The organism is Chitinimonas prasina (assembly GCF_030160395.1).
Classification (GTDB): domain Bacteria; phylum Pseudomonadota; class Gammaproteobacteria; order Burkholderiales; family Chitinimonadaceae; genus Chitinimonas; species Chitinimonas prasina.
This window is the reverse complement of record NZ_BSOG01000002.1, coordinates 898,472-916,822: the sequence shown is the minus strand read 5'-3', so window position 1 is coordinate 916,822 and position 18,351 is coordinate 898,472. Positions and strand designations below refer to the sequence as shown.

Genomic DNA, 18,351 nt, shown 5'->3' with positions numbered 1-18,351 from the left:
TGATTGCCATGATCAAGAAACTTACTCTCGTCAGCCACGTTTTGTGCCCTTACGTTCAGCGCGCAGTTATCGCTCTAAAGGAAAAGAAGGTCGAGTTTGAGCGCATCGACATTGACCTTGCCAACAAGCCTGACTGGTTCCTCAAGATTTCACCCCTGGGCAAGACTCCGGTGTTGCTGGTGGACGGGCAGCCGATTTTTGAGTCGGCGGTGATCTGCGAATACCTGGAGGACACACAGACTCCGGCCCTCCATCCCGCCGACCCGCTGCAGCGTGCGCGTCACCGATCATGGATGGAGTTTGCATCTGCCACCTTGAACGCCATCGGTGGCTTGTATGGCGCACAAGATGCAAAGACGTTCGATACGAAGGCTGCAGAGATCAACAGCAAGTTCCGCCAGCTGGAGGCTGAACTGACAGCGGCGGGCCATCAGGGCCCCTTCTTTGACGGCGCGACATTTCGTCTTGTGGACGGTGCCTTTGGTCCCGTATTTCGGTATTTCGACATCTTCGACACGATTGGCGACTTCGGTGTCTTCACCGATGTTCCCCGAGTCCGTCAGTGGCGCAGCGCCCTGCAACGTCGTCCGTCAGTCAGGGATGCAGTGCAGTTGAACTACCCCGACCTCTTGCATGCCTTTTTGCTCAAGCGCAATTCAGAAATCTCGCGCCGCATGCAGGACGTTGCCGCGCTTACCGCCTAAATCTGTCCCATCAGCCAACTCAGGGGATACCAGGCCTTCACTCCAGCACATCAAACGCCGCATCCTCCGGCCCCAGGTGCGGTGGGTGGCGCCAGTTGCAGTCGCGCAGGGCGTGGGGCACCTGCTGATCTACCCCCAGCAACTGGGCGAAGATGGCCATGCGTACCGGAATCCCGTTATCGGTCTGGCGGAAGATGGCCAGGCGGGGGTCGAGGTTCAGGTCGGTGGCCAGGTCGTGGGCGTCGGGGCGGCTGTCGCGGGGCAGGGGGTGCATGATGACTGTGTCGGGCTTGCACCAGTTTTGCACGGCCGCCAGATTGATCTGGAAGTCAGGGCTATAGCCTTCGAGCACTTCGCCGCCCATGCGCTCCTTCTGCACGCGGGTGGCGTAGATCAAGTCAGCGCCGGCCAGGCCCTGGGCCAGGTGTTGGCTGCAACGCAGCTGATTGCCGTTGTGGCTGAGCTGGTCCATCAGTTCGCTGGGGAGTTCCAGCCCGGCTGGGGCGACCAGGCTGATGGTGAGTCGCTGATACAGGCACAGCAGCTTGACCAGGGAGTGCACCGCACGGCCGTGTTTGAGATCGCCTACGATGGCGATGTGGCAGCCGTCGATCAGCTTGCCCTGGCGCGAGAATTCCCGTTCCAGGGTGTAGAGGTCCAGCAGGGCTTGGGTGGGGTGTTCGCCGGGGCCGTCGCCGCCGTTGATGACGGGGATATGGGTTGCGCTGGCAAACTCGGCCACGGCACCCTGCTCGGGGTGGCGCACGACCATGGCGTCGACATAGCCGCTGATGACGCGGCTGGTGTCGTGGATGGATTCCCCCTTGGCCATGGACGAGAAGGTAAAGCCGGTGGTGTCGCAGACTGCGCCACCCAGGCGGCAGAAGGCGGCGCCAAAGCTGATGCGGGTGCGGGTGCTGGCTTCGAAGAACAGGTTGGCCAGTACGGCGCCTTCCAGCACCCGGCAGACTTTTTGCCGCCGGGCTACCGGCTGCAGCAGGTCGGCAAGCCGGAACAGGGCCTGTACGGATTCCCGATCAAACTGGCTGACCGAGAGCAGGTGTGGGCTGCCTGCGACGATATTGCTGGTTGGTTGATATACGCTATGCGTATATTTTGTGGGCTGCTGTGCTGCCATGATCTCGCCAATGAAGCGGGCAACCACGGTGGGCATGCTGCGCTGCTCGTTGGAGTCATCCGGTAGTAGCCAACTGTCCAATGCTCTGCGGCTCACGCCAAGCCTCTCGCAGAGCGCATCGCGGGTCAGGTTGAGGCTACGCATGGCGTCGCGCAGCAGGGTCTGTTGTGGCAGGGTCATGGTGTTATCCGTTTACGCATTGCGTATATTATTCACTGTGCTTTATCAATTTGTAAATACGCATTGTGTTGTGTGCACTGTTTGTGCGGCACCCTGGCGCAGGGATGTGGCAGAACTTGCAAACGTCATGCTTGCCCAAGCGGGGCGACATACAGCTAGAATGGCTTGAAACCTTACTGCAACAGGATAGTGCCGTGCCCGCCATCATTGCTTTCAGTCAGCAGAACACTGCACCCGAGTATGACCAGCCCAGGGAGGAGCGTCGTGTAGAGGGGAATCCGCAGCGCACCACCTGGAATCACTACACCAATGAGAGCGGCGAGGTGTATGCCGGCGTCTGGGCGTGCGAGCCGGGACGCTGGCGTATTGCCATGGGCGATACCGAGGATGAGTTCTTCTTTGTCACCGAAGGGCGCTGCCGCCTGATCGACGAGGCTGGCCTGGCTGTGGAGGTAGGGGCAGGGGAGTCGCTGGTGATACCGGCGGGTTTCAAGGGCGAGTTCCACGTACTGGAAGCCATGAAGAAGCACTATATGATTGTTGAGCGCAAGCCATGAACGGGGAGATGACCATGTCCAGAGTAGCGGTTGTACTGTCCGGTTGCGGTTATCTGGATGGCAGTGAAATTACCGAAGCAGTCGCTACCCTGGTGGCGCTGAGCCAGCATGGCATGCACTACGACTGCTATGCACCCGATAGGCCGCAGCGCCATGTGGTGGATCATCTCAGCGGCGAGGGAACAGAGGAGAGTCGCAATATTCTGGTCGAAGCCGCCCGCATTGCCCGTGGCAATGTCAGGGCGCTGGATCAGCTCAATCCCGCTGAATACGACGCCATCGTGTTCCCCGGTGGGTTTGGGGCGGCCAAGAATCTCTGCACCTTTGCCGAAGAGGGCGTCAATGCCGGCATGCATGACGATGTAAAGGCCGCCATCATGCCGTTTGTGCTGGCCAAAAAGCCGGTGGTGGCCATCTGTGCCGCGCCGCTGCTGCTGGGCCTGGCCGCCCGCGAGGCGGGCTATAGCAAGGCACAGATTACCGTGGGCTATGGCGGTAACCCCTTGTCCGATGCCATCGAGGCCTGGGGGCAGTTCCATATGCCGTTGGCGGTGGACCAGGCCTGCCTGGACCGTACCCATGCGTTTATTTCAACCCCGGCCTATATGTTCGACGAAGCCAGCCCGGCGGCGATTTTTGCATCGGTACAGGCAGCAATTGCTGCATTGCGCGAAATTTTGGGTTAAGCTGGTTCCAACATCTACTTCAGGCAGCCGTAACCGTCATGCGTCGTTTCACCGCTTTCTTCTCGTTTTATTATTTTCCGATCACGAGTTGACGCGGGCTGCCCTGTTACACCCTGAAGCAAGTAAAGATTCAAGAAGGCGGGCCCAAAAGGCCCGCCTTTTTCTTTGTCCATTTTCTGCCGTCCACCCCATAGGAAGACCGTCATGATCATCGTAATGTCCCCTGAATCGACCCAATCCGAGCTCGACGCCGTAGTCAGCAAGATCCGCGCCTCTGGCCTGACCGAGCATGTTTCGCGCGGTAGCGAGCGCACCATCGTCGGCGCCATCGGCGACGAGCGCCCGCTCAACGAGCAGAGCTTCGAGCAGATGGCGGGCGTCGAGCGTGCCATCCATATCGTCAAGCCATACAAGCTGGTGGCTCGCGAAGGACACCCGGCCGGCAGCGTGATTGATATCCGTGGCATCAAGCTGGGCGGCAAGCAGGTGCAGGTGATAGCTGGGCCGTGTTCGGTCGAGACCCAGGAGCAGATGCATCTGGCGGCTGCTGGCGTGCATGCGGCTGGCTGCAAGATGATGCGGGGTGGCGCCTTCAAGCCGCGTACCAGCCCCTATGCTTTCCAGGGTTTGGGAGTACAGGGCCTGGAGTTCTTTCAGGCGGCGGCACGCGAGTACAACATGCCCATCGTGACAGAGCTGATGGATGTGCGCATGCTGGATACCTTCCTGGAGCACGATGTGGACGTGATACAGATCGGTGCCCGCAATATGCAGAACTTCGATCTGCTTAAGGAAGTCGGCCGGGTCAACAAGCCCGTCATCCTCAAGCGCGGCTTGTCGGCCACGATTTCGGAGTGGCTTATGGCGGCCGAGTACATTGCGGCGGGTGGCAACAACAACATCATCCTGTGCGAGCGCGGCATACGTACCTTCGAGACGGCTTACCGCAATGTGCTGGATGTGACGGCCATCCCGGTGCTGAAGAAGGAAACCCATCTGCCGGTACTGGTGGACCCTAGCCACGCCGGTGGCAAGGCCTGGATGGTGCCGGCGCTGGCTCGCGCCGCTGTGGCTGCAGGTGCCGATGGCCTGCTGGTGGAGATGCACCCCAACCCCTGCGATGCCTGGTGTGATGCCGACCAGGCCCTGACGCCACAGGAGCTCAATGACCTGGTGGCCTCCCTGCGCCTGATTGCCCAGGCGGTAGGCCGGGAGCTGTAAGAGCCTGTTCGCGATTTCTTCGCCCTGGCGAATAGATCGTGAACACGCTCTAAGCGCCAACCAGCGATGTGGCAGGCGTGATCAATCCTGGCCGCGCCTTTGGTAGTGGGCGGCCAGATCGAGCGCTACCTCGTAGATGCGGTCGCTGGTGGTGATGACATTGCGGCGCAGTTGCGGATCGGTGTTGCGCTTGGCCAGCTCATCGATGGCCTGCTGGAAGAAGAACCACTGGCTATCCATCAAGGCCAGCTTGGCCTTCAGGGCGGGTGTGTTGTCGGGGCGGGCCTTCAACTGCTGGCTCAGTTGCAGAAAGGCTGCGCGGCTCTCGATCAGGTCGCGCTGCAGGAAGGCAACCTTCAAGCCATATGCTTGCAAGAGATAAGTCTTGGCCAGTCGCTGCGACAAAGTGGCAATATCGCCGGCTATCCGGTTGGGCTGTGGTTTGTTGCCCGTGGGCTGTGCCAGTCGATCGCTCGCCTTGCGGGCTATCCAGGCCAGCTCCTCCGACAGTTCGGCCAACCTGGCGGCGCCTTCGCGTGTCGCCGGGGCTTGGGTGAGCGTCTGGTAGTCAGCCCAAAGTTGGGCCAGCAGGGCATAGTCGTCAGCCAGTTCGGCATGCTCCTGGCTGCCGGCGCGTAGCTTGGCCAGCTTCCGCTCGAACTGTGCGGTGGCGGCTTGTTGCTGGCGGCGGGCTTCGGCATTCTCTGCCTCCAGCCCCCGCCAGACATAGGCCCTGGCGATACGCTCGCTCAGCAGGGCCTGGCCGGCCGCATCATCCTGCAGGCCAGGCGCGGGCTCTGCCGCAAAGGTGGTCAGGCTGCACAGCAGGGTCAGTAGTATCAGTTGTCGCATGATGGGGTCCGGGCTGGTGGTGGGTGGCGCTCTGGCATCCTTGGTCGCTTGAATGGCGATAGGCTTACAGGGTGCATCCGATGCCGTGAAAATCTGGCTGGCGGCGCTAAATCTAGGAGTGGGATGTGTTGAGCAAGCTGGTGGTAATCGGCGTGGGCCTGATAGGCGGATCGTTTGCCCTGGACCTGAAGCGGGCGGGGCTGGTGGGCCAGGTCGTGGGTGTGGGGCGTTCGCCCGAGAATCTGGCACGGGCCATGCAGCTCAAGGTGATTGATCTGGCTGAACAGGATGCCGCAACAGCCGTCCGCGACGCCGATCTGGTCCTGCTGGCGACACCGGTAGGCCAGATGGACGCCGTGCTGGCGCGTATCGCCCCCGCCTTGCCGCGCCATACCTTGGTGACCGATGCGGGCAGCACCAAGCGCGATGTCGCCGCGCTCTACCGCAAGCATCTGGGCGATAGCCTGGATCGCTGTCTGCCGGCCCACCCGATTGCGGGGTCGGATCTGTCTGGCGCTGCAGCCGCACGCTATGGCCTGTATGAGGGCCGCAAGGTGGTGCTATGCCCGCTGCCGGAAACCAGTGCCGATACCTTGGCCAGGATAAGCGCCTTATGGCAGGCCTGTAGTGCCCATCTGGTGGTGCTGGACGCCGCCGAGCACGACGCAGTCTTTGCGGCAGTCAGCCATATGCCGCACCTGCTGGCTTTTGCCTATATGAACACGGTGCTGAATCGGCCCGATGCCGATACCTGCCTAGCCTTGGCAGCCAGCGGCTTCCGCGATTTCAGCCGTATTGCGGGTAGCCACCCGGAGATGTGGCGCGATATTGCACTGGCCAACCGCGATGGCTTGCTTGAGGACCTGCGTGCCTACCGGGCGGAACTCGATAGCCTGATTGCACAGTTGCAACAAGCCGATGCGGACGGCATGACGGCAAAATTCGAGCGCGCCAGCCAGGCACGCAGTGCCTGGGGCAAGGGCTAGTTTGCTAGCGTATCCATGACATTGCTGTAGCTGCCCGGCGCTGCGGCAGGGAGCGTCTGGCGGCCGATGACATTGAAGGCAGCAAGCATGTTCACGGCCACGGCCTGGTCATCGCGGCACAGGCAGACATAGGCGTAGGGCAGGATCATCAACGCGCGGTCGGGCGAGACCACGGCTAGCGAACTCCAGTCGTTGAAGTCGTGAAACGTGAGGTTGACCCAGAGCCAGTCGAACTGGGCGATCAACTGCTCTCCCCAGATGGTGCCCAGCACGATATGCAGGTCTTCGGGCTTGACCTCGGCGGCCTTGGGCGGGCGACCTTGCTGCCACTGACTGACAGCCTGCTCGACTGCACCAACCAGCTCAGCCGTGCTACGTCCGGCCAAGGGGATGCCCAGCGGACTGGCCATGCGTGCCACCCATTCGCGTACAGGTTTGAGCTCAGTGGGGCTGATGAGGGTTTCGCTGATGTTCATGGGTATTCCATGGCGCGTTGGAACGGGTAGGGCGGGAGGTGGGTTGCGGGCGCGATGCGCACGCAACCCCGCGTGTGTGATTACAGTTGGCCGTACCAGCTGTCGACCAGCTCACCAGCATCCACCTCGGCGACCAGGGGGTGTTGGCGGAGGAAGGCGGTAAAAGCATCGCGTTGGGTGTCACTCACCGAGCCGTGCTCTGCCACCACAAAACCGTCGGTTTCCAGGGCTGTCATGCCGCTGCTGAAACCACCCACAATCAGGTTGGTGCGCTCGGCCTCATCGCAGATGGCATTGATCCAGGATTCAAGTTCGGATTCAGACAGCAGCTGCTTGAAGCGCAGCGTCAGGTGAAAGCCCAGTTCCACGAATTCGGCCAGATGGTACTTCTTGCGCTGACGCTGGTTGAGACGGCGTATGCGGCTATTGGAATGGCGATTGAGCCAGTTTTTCATGGTCCTGCTTTCGGTGTGAGACACGTAAGCCGCCATTGTACCTTGTCGGTCGCCCCTGTCTGCCGGAGCAGGCTTTCTGCTACTCCATGTCAGTTGTTTTCCCGGCGCAAGCCAGCCCCCTGGCGCCCCATCTTTACACAATCTTTATACTCGTTCCGCCTATCTCGACACTGTCTTTACGGCGATCTCCCTAGCATGGGCACTGTCTTTTCCCATTCATGGAGTCGGCTGTGGAAATGCTGGTGTTGTCGTTGATCGCGGTGTTTGGCGGGGCCATTCTGGGCCTGATTGCTGCCTGCCGCAAACTGGAGGGGCAAGCAAAATGAACCCTGGATTGGTATGGATTTACTGGCTGGCCGGTGGTGTGTCCATCGGCCTGTTCGCCTACCTGCTTTATGCATTGTTCAATGCTGAGGAGGTGGCATGAACCAGTCCGCAGTTTTGCAAACAGGCTTGTACCTGTTGGTATTGCTAACCCTGGCCTGGCCCTTGGGGCGCTATCTGGCTGCCTTGATGTCAGGGGGGCTGGCCCAGCGGCTGGGCTGGATGGGCAAGGTCGATCGTGGCCTGATGAAGCTGATCGGCGCGAATGGCGAAGAGGACATGCCCTGGTGGCGCTATGCAACGGCCATCGTGCTGTTCAACCTAGCAGGCCTGCTGGCGGTGTATCTGCTGCAACGCCTGCAGCTGAGTCTGCCTTTCAACCCGGCGGGCATGCCCAATGTGGAGGCGGCCTCGGCCTTCAATACAGCCGTCTCGTTTGTTACCAACACCAACTGGCAGGGCTATGTGGGCGAAGCCACCATGAGCTACCTGACCCAGATGCTGGCATTGACGGTGCAGAACTTCCTGTCGGCGGCTACCGGTATTGCGGTGGTGGTTGCCCTGGTACGTGGCTTTGCCCGCAAGCATGCCCAAGGTCTGGGCAATGCCTGGCTGGATCTGAGCCGTGCCACGGTTTGGCTGCTGCTGCCCTTGGCATCGCTGTTTGCCGTATTCCTGGTGGGCCAGGGCGTGATACAGAACTTCTCTCCCTATGTTGAGGCACAACTGGTGGAGCCGGTGAGCTACCAAGTGGCCAAGACAGATGAGGCAGGCAAGCCGCTGGTGGATGCACAAGGCGCCGCCGTGATGGAAACGGTGACGGTGCGCACCCAGACGCTGGCGATGGGGCCGGTGGCATCGCAAGAGGCCATCAAGCTGCTGGGTACCAATGGTGGCGGTTTCTTCAATGCCAACTCCGCCCATCCTTATGAGAACCCCACGGGCGCCAGCAACTTCCTGCAGATGCTTAGCATCCTGCTGATACCGGCCGCGCTGTGCTTCATGTTCGGTCATATGGTGGGCGATGTGCGGCAGGGCGTGGTGGTATTGGCATCAATGACCCTGATCTTTGGCGCCATGGTGGCGGTAGTGGTCTGGGCGGAATCGCATGCCAACCCGCTGCTGGTGCAACTGGGTATGGATGCCGGCCTGGGCAATATGGAAGGCAAGGAAACACGCTTTGGCATCGTGGCTTCCAGCCTGTTTGCCGTGATTACCACGGCAGCCAGCTGCGGTGCTGTCAATACCATGCACGATAGCCTGATGCCACTGGCTGGCGGCGTGACTACCTGGCTGATGCAACTGGGCGAGGTGGTGTTTGGCGGTGTGGGTTCGGGCCTGTACGGCATGCTGCTGTTCGCCATGCTGGCTGTCTTTCTGGCTGGGCTGATGATAGGCCGCACGCCGGAGTACTTGGGCAAGAAGATTGAGTCGTTCGAGATGAAGATGGTCTCCATCGCCATCCTGATTACCCCCTTGCTGGTGCTGGGCGGTACGGCTGTGGCGGTGCTGCTGCCCCAGGCGTTGACTAGCCTGTGGAACCCTGGTGCCCATGGTTTCAGCGAGGCCCTGTATGCCTTCAGCTCTGCTGCCAACAACAATGGCTCGGCGTTTGCCGGCCTCTCGGCCAACACCCCCTACTACAACCTGGCGCTGGGTCTGGCCATGTGGTTTGGCCGCTTTGGAGTGCTGATCCCCGTGCTGGCCATTGCCGGTTCGCTGGCGCGCAAGCCCAAGCTGGCTGTGTCGGTTGGCACCATGCCTACCCACGGGCCGTTGTTCGTCGTGCTGTTGGTGGGCACGGTGCTGATTGTCGGCGCCCTGACCTATATCCCCGCCCTGGCCCTGGGGCCGGTGGTCGACCATCTGCAACTGTTTGCTGGCCAAGGAGGCTGAGATGAATGACAGACTAAAGACAGCCACGCCAGCCAAGGGTGTGGACTTGCAGGAAAACAAGCCGATGGATCAATCCTGGCGTTTGCTGGACCCTGTGCTGCTCAAGCCAGCCGTGGTGGAGTCGTTCAGAAAGCTGTCGCCACAGGCGCAGTTTCGCAACCCCGTGATGTTTGTGGTGTGGGTAGGCAGCGTGCTGACTACGGTGCTGGGTATCCACGCCCTGGGGGGCGAGGGTGAGGCGGGCGCAGGGTTTATCCTGGGGATTGCTGCCTGGCTGTGGTTTACCGTGCTGTTTGCCAACTTTGCCGAGGCATTGGCAGAAGGCCGTGGCAAGGCCCAGGCTGCGGCCCTGCGGGGTAGCCGCCGGAATGTCGTCGCCAAGAAGCTGTCGGAGGCCAGCCGTGATGGCAAGGTAACGGTGCTGGATTCGGCCAGCCTACGTCGGGGCGACATCGTGCTGGTGGAAGCCGGTGATACCGTACCGGCCGATGCCGAGGTGCTGGAAGGCGTGGCGTCGGTGGATGAGTCGGCCATCACGGGCGAATCTGCCCCGGTGATTCGTGAGTCGGGGGGCGATTTTTCGGCCATCACCGGCGGTACGCGGGTCCTGAGCGACTGGCTGATCGCCCGTGTGACGGCCAATCCGGGCGAGGCCTTCCTGGACCGCATGATTGCCATGGTGGAAGGCGCCAAGCGCAAGAAGACACCTAACGAGATTGCCCTGACCATACTGCTGGTGGCCCTGACCCTGGTGTTCCTGCTGGCGACGGCAACCCTGTTGCCGTTCTCGATGTATAGCGTTAATGCGGCAGGTGCCGGCAGCCCGGTGAGCGTGACGGTGCTGGTGGCGCTGCTGGTCTGCCTGATCCCGACCACCATAGGCGGCTTGCTGAGCGCGATTGGTGTGGCGGGCATGAGCCGGATGATGCAGGCCAACGTGATAGCCACATCAGGCCGTGCCGTAGAAGCCGCTGGTGACGTGGATGTGCTGCTGCTGGACAAGACCGGCACCATTACGCTCGGCAATCGCCAAGCCAGTGCCTTTCTACCAGCGCCGGGCGTGAGCGATGGTGAATTGGCGGACGTGGCCCAACTGGCTTCGCTGGCCGATGAGACGCCCGAGGGACGCTCCATCGTGGTGCTGGCCAAGACCCGCTTTGCACTGCGTGGCCGCGAGTTGCACGACGCCCAGTTTGTCCACTTTACGGCGCAGACCCGCATGAGCGGGGTGGATATCGGTGCCCGCCAGGTACGTAAAGGTGCGGCCGAGGCAGTCAGGGTGCATGTATTGGCCCAGGGCGGTCAGTGGCCTCAGGCGGTGGTCGAACTGGTTGAGCAGGTGGCACGCCGTGGTGGTACGCCGCTGGTGGTTGCCGACGGCAATCTGGTGATGGGGGTGGTGGAGCTCAAGGATATCGTCAAGGGCGGTATCAAGGAGCGCTTTGCTGAGCTGCGCCAGATGGGCATCAAGACGGTGATGATCACTGGCGACAACCGCCTGACCGCAGCTGCCATCGCGGCCGAGGCCGGTGTGGATGATTTTCTGGCAGAGGCAAGACCAGAGGACAAGCTTAAGCTGATACGCGACTACCAGGCTGAAGGCCGGCTGGTTGCCATGACGGGCGACGGTACCAACGACGCCCCGGCGCTGGCCCAGGCCGATGTGGCGGTCGCCATGAACAGCGGCACCCAGGCTGCCAAGGAGGCCGGCAATATGGTCGACCTGGACAGCAATCCGACCAAGCTGATCGAGATAGTCGAGACCGGCAAGCAGATGCTGATGACGCGCGGTGCCTTGACCACCTTCTCGGTGGCCAATGATGTGGCCAAGTATTTCGCCATCATCCCCGCAGCGTTCGCGGTGACCTATCCGCAACTGGCAGCACTGAACGTGATGGGTCTGAACAGCCCTGCCTCGGCCATACTCTCGGCGGTAATTTTCAACGCCTTGATCATTGTCTTCCTCATACCGCTGGCACTGAAGGGTGTGGCCTACCGCGCGATGGCTGCCGGTGCGCTGCTGCGCCGCAACCTGCTGGTGTATGGCCTGGGTGGCCTGCTGGTGCCGTTTGTGGGCATCAAGCTGATCGATATGGTGCTGGGCGGTTTGGGCCTGGCTTAAGCGCCTGATCACGACTTTTCACCCCGGCGAAGAGATCGTGAACAGTCTTAAGACAACAGGCCGGTGCAGGGCATCGCCCATGGCACCGGCCCGCAAGGAGTAAACATGATGAAGAACCTGATACGTCCAGCCTTGACGCTGTTTGTGGTGCTGAGTGTCATTACCGGTGTGCTTTACCCGGCCGCGATTACCGGTGTGGCGCAGGTGGTGTTTCCGGATGAGGCCAATGGCAGCTTGATACAGCGGCAGGGCCAGGTAGTGGGCAGCAGCCTCATAGGCCAAAGCTTTAGCGGCCCAGGCTATTTCTGGGGGCGGCCATCGGCCACGGGGCCAGTACCGAACAATGCCGCTGCCTCCAGCGGTTCCAACTATGGCCCGCAGCATCCGGCCTTGGCCGAAGCGGTGAAGGCGCGGATAGAGGCGATGCGTGTCGCCCATCCTGATCAGGCCGGCCCGGTACCTGCCGATCTGGTCACCAGTTCGGCGTCGGGGCTGGATCCGCATATCTCGCCTGCCGCAGCGTACTACCAGATAGGCAGGGTAGCGAAGGCACGTGGCTTGAAGCCGGAGGACGTACAGCGGCTGGTGGATGCCCATACCGAGTACCCCAGCTGGCGTATTTTTGGCGATCGCACGGTGAATGTGCTGAAACTGAACATGGCGTTGAACGCGCAGGGCAGGGTTTGAGCCCAAGGCTTGTGCAGCCGTGTTTCGCAGCTTGAAACACGGCTGAAGGCAAGCCTGGCAGGCTGTTGCCAACGCGGGCTCATTGCCCGATCTCCTTTCGAAAGACCGGTGGCAGCTGCCTGTGCCATGCTTGTTGTGCATACGAGGTGTACGGCGATAAGAGCCTGAACAGGCGCTTGGCGCTGTGCACCTCGCCTGCATTCTCGCCAGCCTGACTGGCGCCACCGCATAATGGCCTGATGACAGGCATCGAACCATGACCGAACAAAGACCTGATCCAGACCGTTTGCTGGAAGCCTTGCAGGCAGAGGCGATGGCCGCTGCGCGGGGCAAGCTGAAGATATTCTTTGGCGCCTGTGCTGGCGTAGGCAAGACCTACGCCATGTTGCAGGCGGCCCGGCAAAAGCTGAACGAGGGCGTGGATGTATTGATAGGCATAGTCGAAACCCACGGCAGGGCTGAGACAGGGGCGCTGCTGGAGGGCTTGCCCATGCTGCCCTCGCGCAAGATGCAATACCGCGACAAATTGCTGGCCGAATTTGACCTTGATGCGGCACTGGCCAGCAAGCCTCGCTTGATCGTGGTGGACGAGTTAGCCCACAGCAATGTGGAAGGTAGCCGCCATGCCAAGCGCTGGCAGGATGTGGAGGAGTTGCTGGCTGCCGGGATTGATGTCTACACCGCACTCAATGTGCAGCATCTGGACAGCCTGAACGACGTGGTGGGATCGATTACCGGGGTGCGGGTACGCGAGACGGTGCCCGACCAGGTTTTTGATGTGGCGGACGAAGTGACCTTGGTAGACCTGCCGCCAGATGAGCTGCTGGCGAGGCTGGCGGCCGGCAAGGTGTACCTGGCGGATGCAGCCGAACGCGCAGCGCGCAACTTCTTTCGCAAGGGCAATCTGATTGCCCTGCGCGAGCTGGCCTTGCGCCGCACTGCCGACCGGGTGGATGCGCAGATGCGGGCCTATCGCGCCGATAGGGCCATTGCCAATGTCTGGCAGGCCAAGGAGCGCCTGGTGGTGTGCGTGGGCATGGGTAGCAGCGGCGAGAAGCTGGTACGGGCGGCGGCCCGGCTGGCAGCCAAGCTGCAGGCCGACTGGATTGCGGTGTATGTGGAGACACCATCCCTGCAACGGCTACCGGCAGAGCGACGGGCGCGGGTATTGGAAACATTGAAATTGGCCGAAGAGCTGGGGGCCGAGACGGCGACATTGGCGGGTTCCGATGCAGCCAGAACCCTGGCCGCCTATGCCCGCAGCCGTAATGCCAGCAAGCTGGTGATAGGCCATAGGCTGAAGGCCGGCTGGCGCCGCAAGCTACTGCCCGGTCTGGCCGACCAGTTGGCCGAACAGGCGGTGGAGCTGGATCTTTACCTGGTGGGGGTGGATGACACCAGCGCGCTGGGCGAGCGGGACGCGCGCGGCAGGCCTGCGCGACCAGACTGGCGCGGCTATGCCTGGGCAACTGCCTATGTGGCGGTGACCACGCTGCTGGCCACGCCGCTGCTGTCGGTTTTTGACCTGGCCAATGTGGTGATGGTGTTCCTGCTGGCTGTGGTGGGCGCCGCGCTGCGGTATGGGCGTGGGCCGGGTGCCTGGGCGGCGCTGGCGGCAGTGCTGAGCTTTGATTTTTTCTTCGTGCCGCCGCGTTTTACCTTTGCGGTGAGTGATACTCAGTATGTACTGACCTTTGCCTTGATGCTGGGGGTGGCCCTGGTCATCGGCCAACTGGCTGCCAAGCTGCGCTTCGAGGCCGATGTGGCACGTCAGCGCGAGCGAAGGGCGGACGAACTGGCCGGGCTGGCGCGTGAGCTATCGGGTGCGTTGACGACAGAGCAGATCGTGGGCACGGCACTGGAACGGTTGCAAGGGGTTTTCCATGCCCGCTGTGCAGTGCTGCTGCCGGATTCACACGAGCGGGTGCGCTCCACGACGGTAGGGGCGCATACGCTTGGCGAGCGAGAGGGCTTGCAGGCCGATAGCGAGATTGCCCAATGGGTGTATGACCATCAGCAGGCTGCGGGGCAGGGTACCCAAACCCTGCCAGCCAGCCCGACGCACTACCTGCCGCTCAAGGCACCCATGCGCACGCGCGGCGTGCTGGCGCTGCAGGCGACCGACCCCACGCTGCTGGACGAACCCGAGGACAGGCGCCTGTTGGAAGCCTGTGCCGCCCAGGTGGCATTGGCACTGGAGCGGGTACATTTCGTGGAAGTGGCGCAGGATGCGCTGGTCAGCATGGAAGGTGAGCGCCTGCGCAATGGGCTACTGACCGCCGTCTCGCATGATTTACGCACCCCCCTGACGGCATTGGTGGGGCTGGCCGATACCCTGGGGCGCGAGGGATTGAGCGAGGCCAGCCGACAGGAGCTGACGCTGGCGGTGGGCGACAAGGCCAGGGGCATGGCCGAACTGGTAGGCAAGCTGCTGGACATGGCGCGTTTGCAATCGGGAGCGGTAGAGCTGCGGCGGGATTGGCACTCGCTGGAAGAAGTGCTGGGTTCGGCACGGCGCCAGTTGGACGCGGTGCTGGCAGGACACAGGGTAGTGAGCCAGTTGGCGCCTGATTTGCCGCTGTGCGAGTTCGACCCGGTATTGCTGGAGCGGGTGCTGGTGAACTTGCTGGATAATGCCGCCAAGTACACCCCTGCCGGCAGTGAAATCTGCATACGGGCGCAGCACCGTGGCGATCTGTTGCGGGTGGTGGTGGAAGACAATGGCCCAGGCCTGCCAGATGGGCGCGAGGAGCGCTTGTTCGGCAAGTTCGAGCGTGGCGACAATGAATCAGCACTGCCTGGTGTGGGGCTGGGCCTGGCCATTTGCCGCGCCATCATCGAGGCACATGGCGGCCGCATCCATGCTGAGAACCGCTCGGAAGGCGGTGCCCGTTTTGTTTTCACCTTGCCGCTGGGCACGCCGCCGTCGATGGCGGAGGCCGAGCTGGCCTCACATTGAGCTGCCCATGAGTGCGCAACGCTTGCTGATTGTCGAAGATGATCCCCATATCCGGCGCTTTGTCCGTACCGCGCTGGAAACCGAAGGTTTTACGGTGTTTGAGGCAGAGACCGTGGCCAGGGCGCTGATCGAGGCGGCCAGCCGCCAACCCGAGTTGTTTATCGTGGATCTTGGCCTGCCGGACCGTGACGGCCGCGAACTGATACGCGAGCTGCGCAACTGGACGCAAGCGCCGGTCATCGTGTTGTCGGCACGCGACCGCGAAGAAGAAAAAGTGGCGGCGCTGGACGCCGGTGCCGACGACTACCTGGTAAAACCTTTTGGCGTGCCGGAACTGCTGGCCCGCGTACGGGCGCAACTGCGCCGTAACAGCGCCAGTATCCAGCCCAGTAGCGCCGTGGTGTGCTTTGGCGAGATCAGCGTGGACTTGGCAGGCCGCGAAGTCAGCCGTGGTGGCACGGCAGTCCACCTGACACCTATCGAATACCGTTTGCTATCGGCCCTGATCAAAAGCCATGGCCGGGTCATGACCCATCACCAGCTCCTGATGGCGGTTTGGGGGCCGAATGCCAGTGGGCGCGATCATTATCTGCGCGTCTATATGGGCAATCTAAGGCAGAAACTGGAAGCGGACCCCAGCCAGCCCAGGCATTTTGTGACTGAGCTGGGGGTGGGGTACAGGCTGGTGGGAGTGGGGCATGAAGGCACGGGTGCCCACGATACCTCACGCTCTCAAGCAGCTTAGCCGCAGCTGCTCCCTAGCGTGTTTGGCGCACTGTGGCGCGCTCGCCGTGGGTGCGCCATCGGGCAGTCGGATCAAACCCACTTTATGCAATCTTTAGCTGCGTGGCACCGCTCTATATGCCTTCTTTACGTCCGGCCACATAAACTTTCCTGGCGATACAGGATGTGGCAACGCTCGCAAGCACAAGCGCAATCCACGCACTTCTCTCATCCGGTATCGCCCCGCTGTGGCCTCAGGGCGCGGGTTTGCAAGCCCCGGCCGGACGTAGGGAATAACCATGAATACCTTGGCCCGAATGTGTCCTGTAGAGGACATCCTGCTTGATGCAAAGGTGCAGAACAGGCACCAGTTGTTTGAGTATGTGGCGCGGCACCTGCAGCGGCGTTATGGCCTGGCAGCCAAGCCCATCATCGGTAGCCTGGAAGCGCGGGAGCGCATGGGTTCGACCGCATTGGGGCAGGGGGTGGCCATACCCCACGCCCGCTTGTCCGATCTTTCCGCCCCGCTGGCGGTGTTCATCCGCCCCGAACTGCCCATAGCCTTTGATGCGCCAGACGGCAAGCCGGTCGGCGAGCTCATCCTCTTGCTGGTTCCCCAGCATGCCAGCCAGGATCACCTGCAAATTCTCGCCGATGCGGCCCGGCTATTCTGCGAGCGATCATTCCGCGCCTTGCTGCGCGCTGCTGCCACTCCCTTCGATGTGCGTCGTATTCTGCTCGAAAGCCAAGCATCATGACTCCCAATGTCCGTCATTTCACCGGTATGGCGACACCCGCCAAGGCAAACGCCCAGACCTATCTGCAAGGCCTCAATGCTGATCTGCTGGCGGGATCGCTGCCCTTTGTCCAGGCCTTGCAACAGCAGACGGTGGTAGTGGTCTTTGCTGGTACGGCCAGCTACGACCCCGCCATACGGCAGACCTTTGCCCAGGACATCAGCCTGCTTGCCATGATGGGGGCGCAGGCCGTACTGATACATGGTGGCGCCCCTTCCTTCCATGCGGCAGGGGGCGCCAGCCTGGTCGAGCGGGTGGCGACCCAGGTGACGAGGACGGCCTTGGCTGAAATCAATCTGGAACTGGTGCGGCTGATCAATCAGCACGGTCCGAGAGCAATTGGCCTTGCCGGGCAGGATGGTCAGTTGCTGCGCGCCGCCCCGCCCGCAGCGGCTGGCCGGGCCGCAGAAGTTGCCACGCTGGATGCCAGCCTGCTGCAGATCATGCAGGCCAATGGCTTGCTGCCTGTGATCATGCCGATGGCGCCCGACGCGGATGGCAACGATCAGTTATTGGTGCCGGAACAAATCGGCAGCCTGCTGGCCCAGCGCTTGAAGGCCAACACACTGGTACTGATGGTGAACGGCGACGTGCTGCATGCGGTGGATAGCCATGATGGCTTGAACAGCCGTGCCCAATTGGAGGTCTGGTTGGGCGAGCACTCAGAGGCACTTGGTGCGACTACGGTGCGTGCTGCCCTGGATGCGCTGAGCCATGGTGTGAGTACCGTACATCTGGTGGAGGCGGGTGTACCGCATACCCTGCTTGGCCAGCTGTTGACGGAGGAGGGCTGTGGTATGGCCCTATGCCACCGCAGCGGCGCCAGCCTGTTGGCGGACAGCTCGCGGTACTTTCACGATTGCGACAGCTTGCTACGGCCGGATTTCCAGGTTGAGCGCAAGCGTGTTGTGCGTTTCTGAGGTGCAGGGCATGGACAGACCCTGGATGCACCCGGTCTTGCTGCGGCCTTGGCAGGGCAAGGACTCTGCCGAGGCGCTGACGGCGCTCTTGCACCGTGCTTTTGCACCGATGGCGCGTATGGGCCTGGATTGTGCCAGCGCCCGGCAACAGCCAGCCGCTACCGAAGCACGCCTGGCGAGTGGGCAAGGCTTTGTGGCGGAAGTGAATGGCCAACTGGTTGGCACACTGACGGTCTATGGGACTTTACCTCGCAGTGATGCCGATGCCTACCGGGAGCCCGGTGTGGCCAGCGTACACCAGTTTGCGGTGGAGCCAGACTGGCAACGCCGCGGCGTGGGGGATGCCTTGCTGCGCATGGCAGAGCGATGGGCACAGTGCCAGGGCTGCCATGCCCTAGCACTGGATACGCCGCAGCAGGCGCGCCACCTGTTGACCTATTACCTGCGCAAAGGCTACATCCTGGCCGAGTCACTGCGCTTTACCGGACGCAGCTATCAGAGCCTGGTCCTACGCAAGTCTATTGCTCCGGCGATTCACACGGTGCAAGCAGGCCAACAGCCAGGGATGGTTCATGCCGTGGCTTGCACGAGCGGCACGCGTCACGGCTAGAAATAGTCACACAGCCTGTACCAGGTCATGCGCAGCAGTCTGCTGCCTGGGTCGGAAA

Annotated in this window: 18 protein-coding genes; 14 read left to right on the top strand and 4 right to left on the bottom strand. The window is 61.9% G+C overall.

Annotation, left to right across the window (positions count from 1 at the left end; translation table 11 throughout):
* The first annotated feature begins 8 nt into the window (after window positions 1-8).
* Complete coding sequence (locus QQK16_RS11295) at window positions 9-704, top strand: glutathione S-transferase family protein (RefSeq protein WP_284196564.1); 696 nt, start codon at window positions 9-11, stop codon at window positions 702-704.
* Between the two features lie 37 nt (window positions 705-741).
* On the opposite strand, the gene QQK16_RS11290 is transcribed toward QQK16_RS11295, so the two are convergent.
* Complete coding sequence (locus QQK16_RS11290) at window positions 742-2,022, bottom strand: aspartate carbamoyltransferase (RefSeq protein ID WP_284196563.1); 1,281 nt, start codon at window positions 2,020-2,022, stop codon at window positions 742-744.
* A gap of 194 nt (window positions 2,023-2,216) precedes the next feature.
* On the opposite strand from QQK16_RS11290, the gene QQK16_RS11285 reads away from it, so the two are divergent.
* The 3 genes from QQK16_RS11285 (at window position 2,217) to aroF (ending at window position 4,486) form a co-directional block, all read left to right on the top strand.
* On the top strand, window positions 2,217-2,579 hold the full coding sequence (locus QQK16_RS11285; protein WP_284196562.1) for a cupin domain-containing protein: 363 nt from the start codon (window positions 2,217-2,219) through the stop codon (window positions 2,577-2,579).
* A gap of 14 nt (window positions 2,580-2,593) precedes the next feature.
* A complete protein-coding gene (elbB, locus tag QQK16_RS11280) occupies window positions 2,594-3,265 on the top strand; it encodes an isoprenoid biosynthesis glyoxalase ElbB (protein ID WP_284196561.1) in 672 nt (223 codons plus the stop codon).
* Window positions 3,266-3,469: 204 nt separating this feature from the next.
* Complete coding sequence (gene aroF / locus QQK16_RS11275) at window positions 3,470-4,486, top strand: 3-deoxy-7-phosphoheptulonate synthase (RefSeq protein ID WP_284196560.1); 1,017 nt, start codon at window positions 3,470-3,472, stop codon at window positions 4,484-4,486.
* Window positions 4,487-4,567: 81 nt separating this feature from the next.
* Here aroF and QQK16_RS11270 read toward each other — a convergent pair whose 3' ends face one another.
* On the bottom strand, window positions 4,568-5,338 hold the full coding sequence (locus QQK16_RS11270) for a hypothetical protein (RefSeq protein ID WP_284196559.1): 771 nt from the start codon (window positions 5,336-5,338) through the stop codon (window positions 4,568-4,570).
* A 125-nt stretch (window positions 5,339-5,463) separates the two neighbouring features.
* Here QQK16_RS11270 and QQK16_RS11265 point away from each other — a divergent pair, with 125 nt between their 5' ends.
* The gene (locus QQK16_RS11265) at window positions 5,464-6,324 is read left to right on the top strand and encodes a prephenate dehydrogenase (protein ID WP_284196558.1); all 861 of its coding nucleotides are present in this window, start codon (window positions 5,464-5,466) and stop codon (window positions 6,322-6,324) included.
* Here the strand turns inward: QQK16_RS11265 and QQK16_RS11260 are convergent.
* Window positions 6,321-6,800 (bottom strand): hypothetical protein, encoded by a 480-nt coding sequence (locus QQK16_RS11260; RefSeq protein WP_284196557.1) that lies wholly within the window; start codon window positions 6,798-6,800, stop codon window positions 6,321-6,323. The genes QQK16_RS11265 and QQK16_RS11260 overlap by 4 nt on opposite strands.
* Window positions 6,801-6,880: 80 nt before the next feature.
* Window positions 6,881-7,255 carry a 50S ribosome-binding protein YggL gene (locus QQK16_RS11255; protein ID WP_284196556.1) on the bottom strand — a complete coding sequence of 125 codons (375 nt, stop codon included), beginning with the start codon at window positions 7,253-7,255 and terminating at the stop codon, window positions 6,881-6,883.
* A gap of 322 nt (window positions 7,256-7,577) precedes the next feature.
* Here QQK16_RS11255 and kdpF point away from each other — a divergent pair, with 322 nt between their 5' ends.
* From kdpF to QQK16_RS11210, 9 genes are all read left to right on the top strand, one after another.
* Window positions 7,578-7,682 carry a K(+)-transporting ATPase subunit F gene (kdpF, locus tag QQK16_RS11250; protein ID WP_284196555.1) on the top strand — a complete coding sequence of 35 codons (105 nt, stop codon included), beginning with the start codon at window positions 7,578-7,580 and terminating at the stop codon, window positions 7,680-7,682.
* Window positions 7,679-9,475 carry a potassium-transporting ATPase subunit KdpA gene (kdpA, locus tag QQK16_RS11245; RefSeq protein ID WP_284196554.1) on the top strand — a complete coding sequence of 599 codons (1,797 nt, stop codon included), beginning with the start codon at window positions 7,679-7,681 and terminating at the stop codon, window positions 9,473-9,475. Before kdpF ends, kdpA begins: the two co-directional genes overlap by 4 nt.
* 1 nt (window position 9,476) lies before the next feature.
* On the top strand, window positions 9,477-11,597 hold the full coding sequence (gene kdpB / locus QQK16_RS11240) for a potassium-transporting ATPase subunit KdpB (RefSeq protein ID WP_439954234.1): 2,121 nt from the start codon (window positions 9,477-9,479) through the stop codon (window positions 11,595-11,597).
* Between the two features lie 105 nt (window positions 11,598-11,702).
* Window positions 11,703-12,284 (top strand): potassium-transporting ATPase subunit KdpC, encoded by a 582-nt coding sequence (gene kdpC, locus QQK16_RS11235; RefSeq protein WP_308447013.1) that lies wholly within the window; start codon window positions 11,703-11,705, stop codon window positions 12,282-12,284.
* A 256-nt stretch (window positions 12,285-12,540) separates the two neighbouring features.
* Window positions 12,541-15,243 (top strand): DUF4118 domain-containing protein, encoded by a 2,703-nt coding sequence (locus tag QQK16_RS11230; RefSeq protein ID WP_284196553.1) that lies wholly within the window; start codon window positions 12,541-12,543, stop codon window positions 15,241-15,243.
* 7 nt (window positions 15,244-15,250) lie between these two features.
* Window positions 15,251-15,988, top strand: a complete 738-nt coding sequence (gene kdpE, locus QQK16_RS11225) for a two-component system response regulator KdpE (RefSeq protein ID WP_284196552.1) — start codon at window positions 15,251-15,253, stop codon at window positions 15,986-15,988.
* A 277-nt stretch (window positions 15,989-16,265) separates the two neighbouring features.
* Window positions 16,266-16,724: a PTS sugar transporter subunit IIA gene (locus QQK16_RS11220; RefSeq protein WP_284196551.1), complete on the top strand. Its 459-nt coding sequence runs from the start codon at window positions 16,266-16,268 to the stop codon at window positions 16,722-16,724.
* On the top strand, window positions 16,721-17,683 hold the full coding sequence (locus QQK16_RS11215; protein ID WP_284196550.1) for an amino acid kinase family protein: 963 nt from the start codon (window positions 16,721-16,723) through the stop codon (window positions 17,681-17,683). Before QQK16_RS11220 ends, QQK16_RS11215 begins: the two co-directional genes overlap by 4 nt.
* A gap of 10 nt (window positions 17,684-17,693) precedes the next feature.
* Window positions 17,694-18,293 carry a GNAT family N-acetyltransferase gene (locus tag QQK16_RS11210; RefSeq protein WP_284196549.1) on the top strand — a complete coding sequence of 200 codons (600 nt, stop codon included), beginning with the start codon at window positions 17,694-17,696 and terminating at the stop codon, window positions 18,291-18,293.
* The last annotated feature ends 58 nt before the right edge of the window (window positions 18,294-18,351 follow it).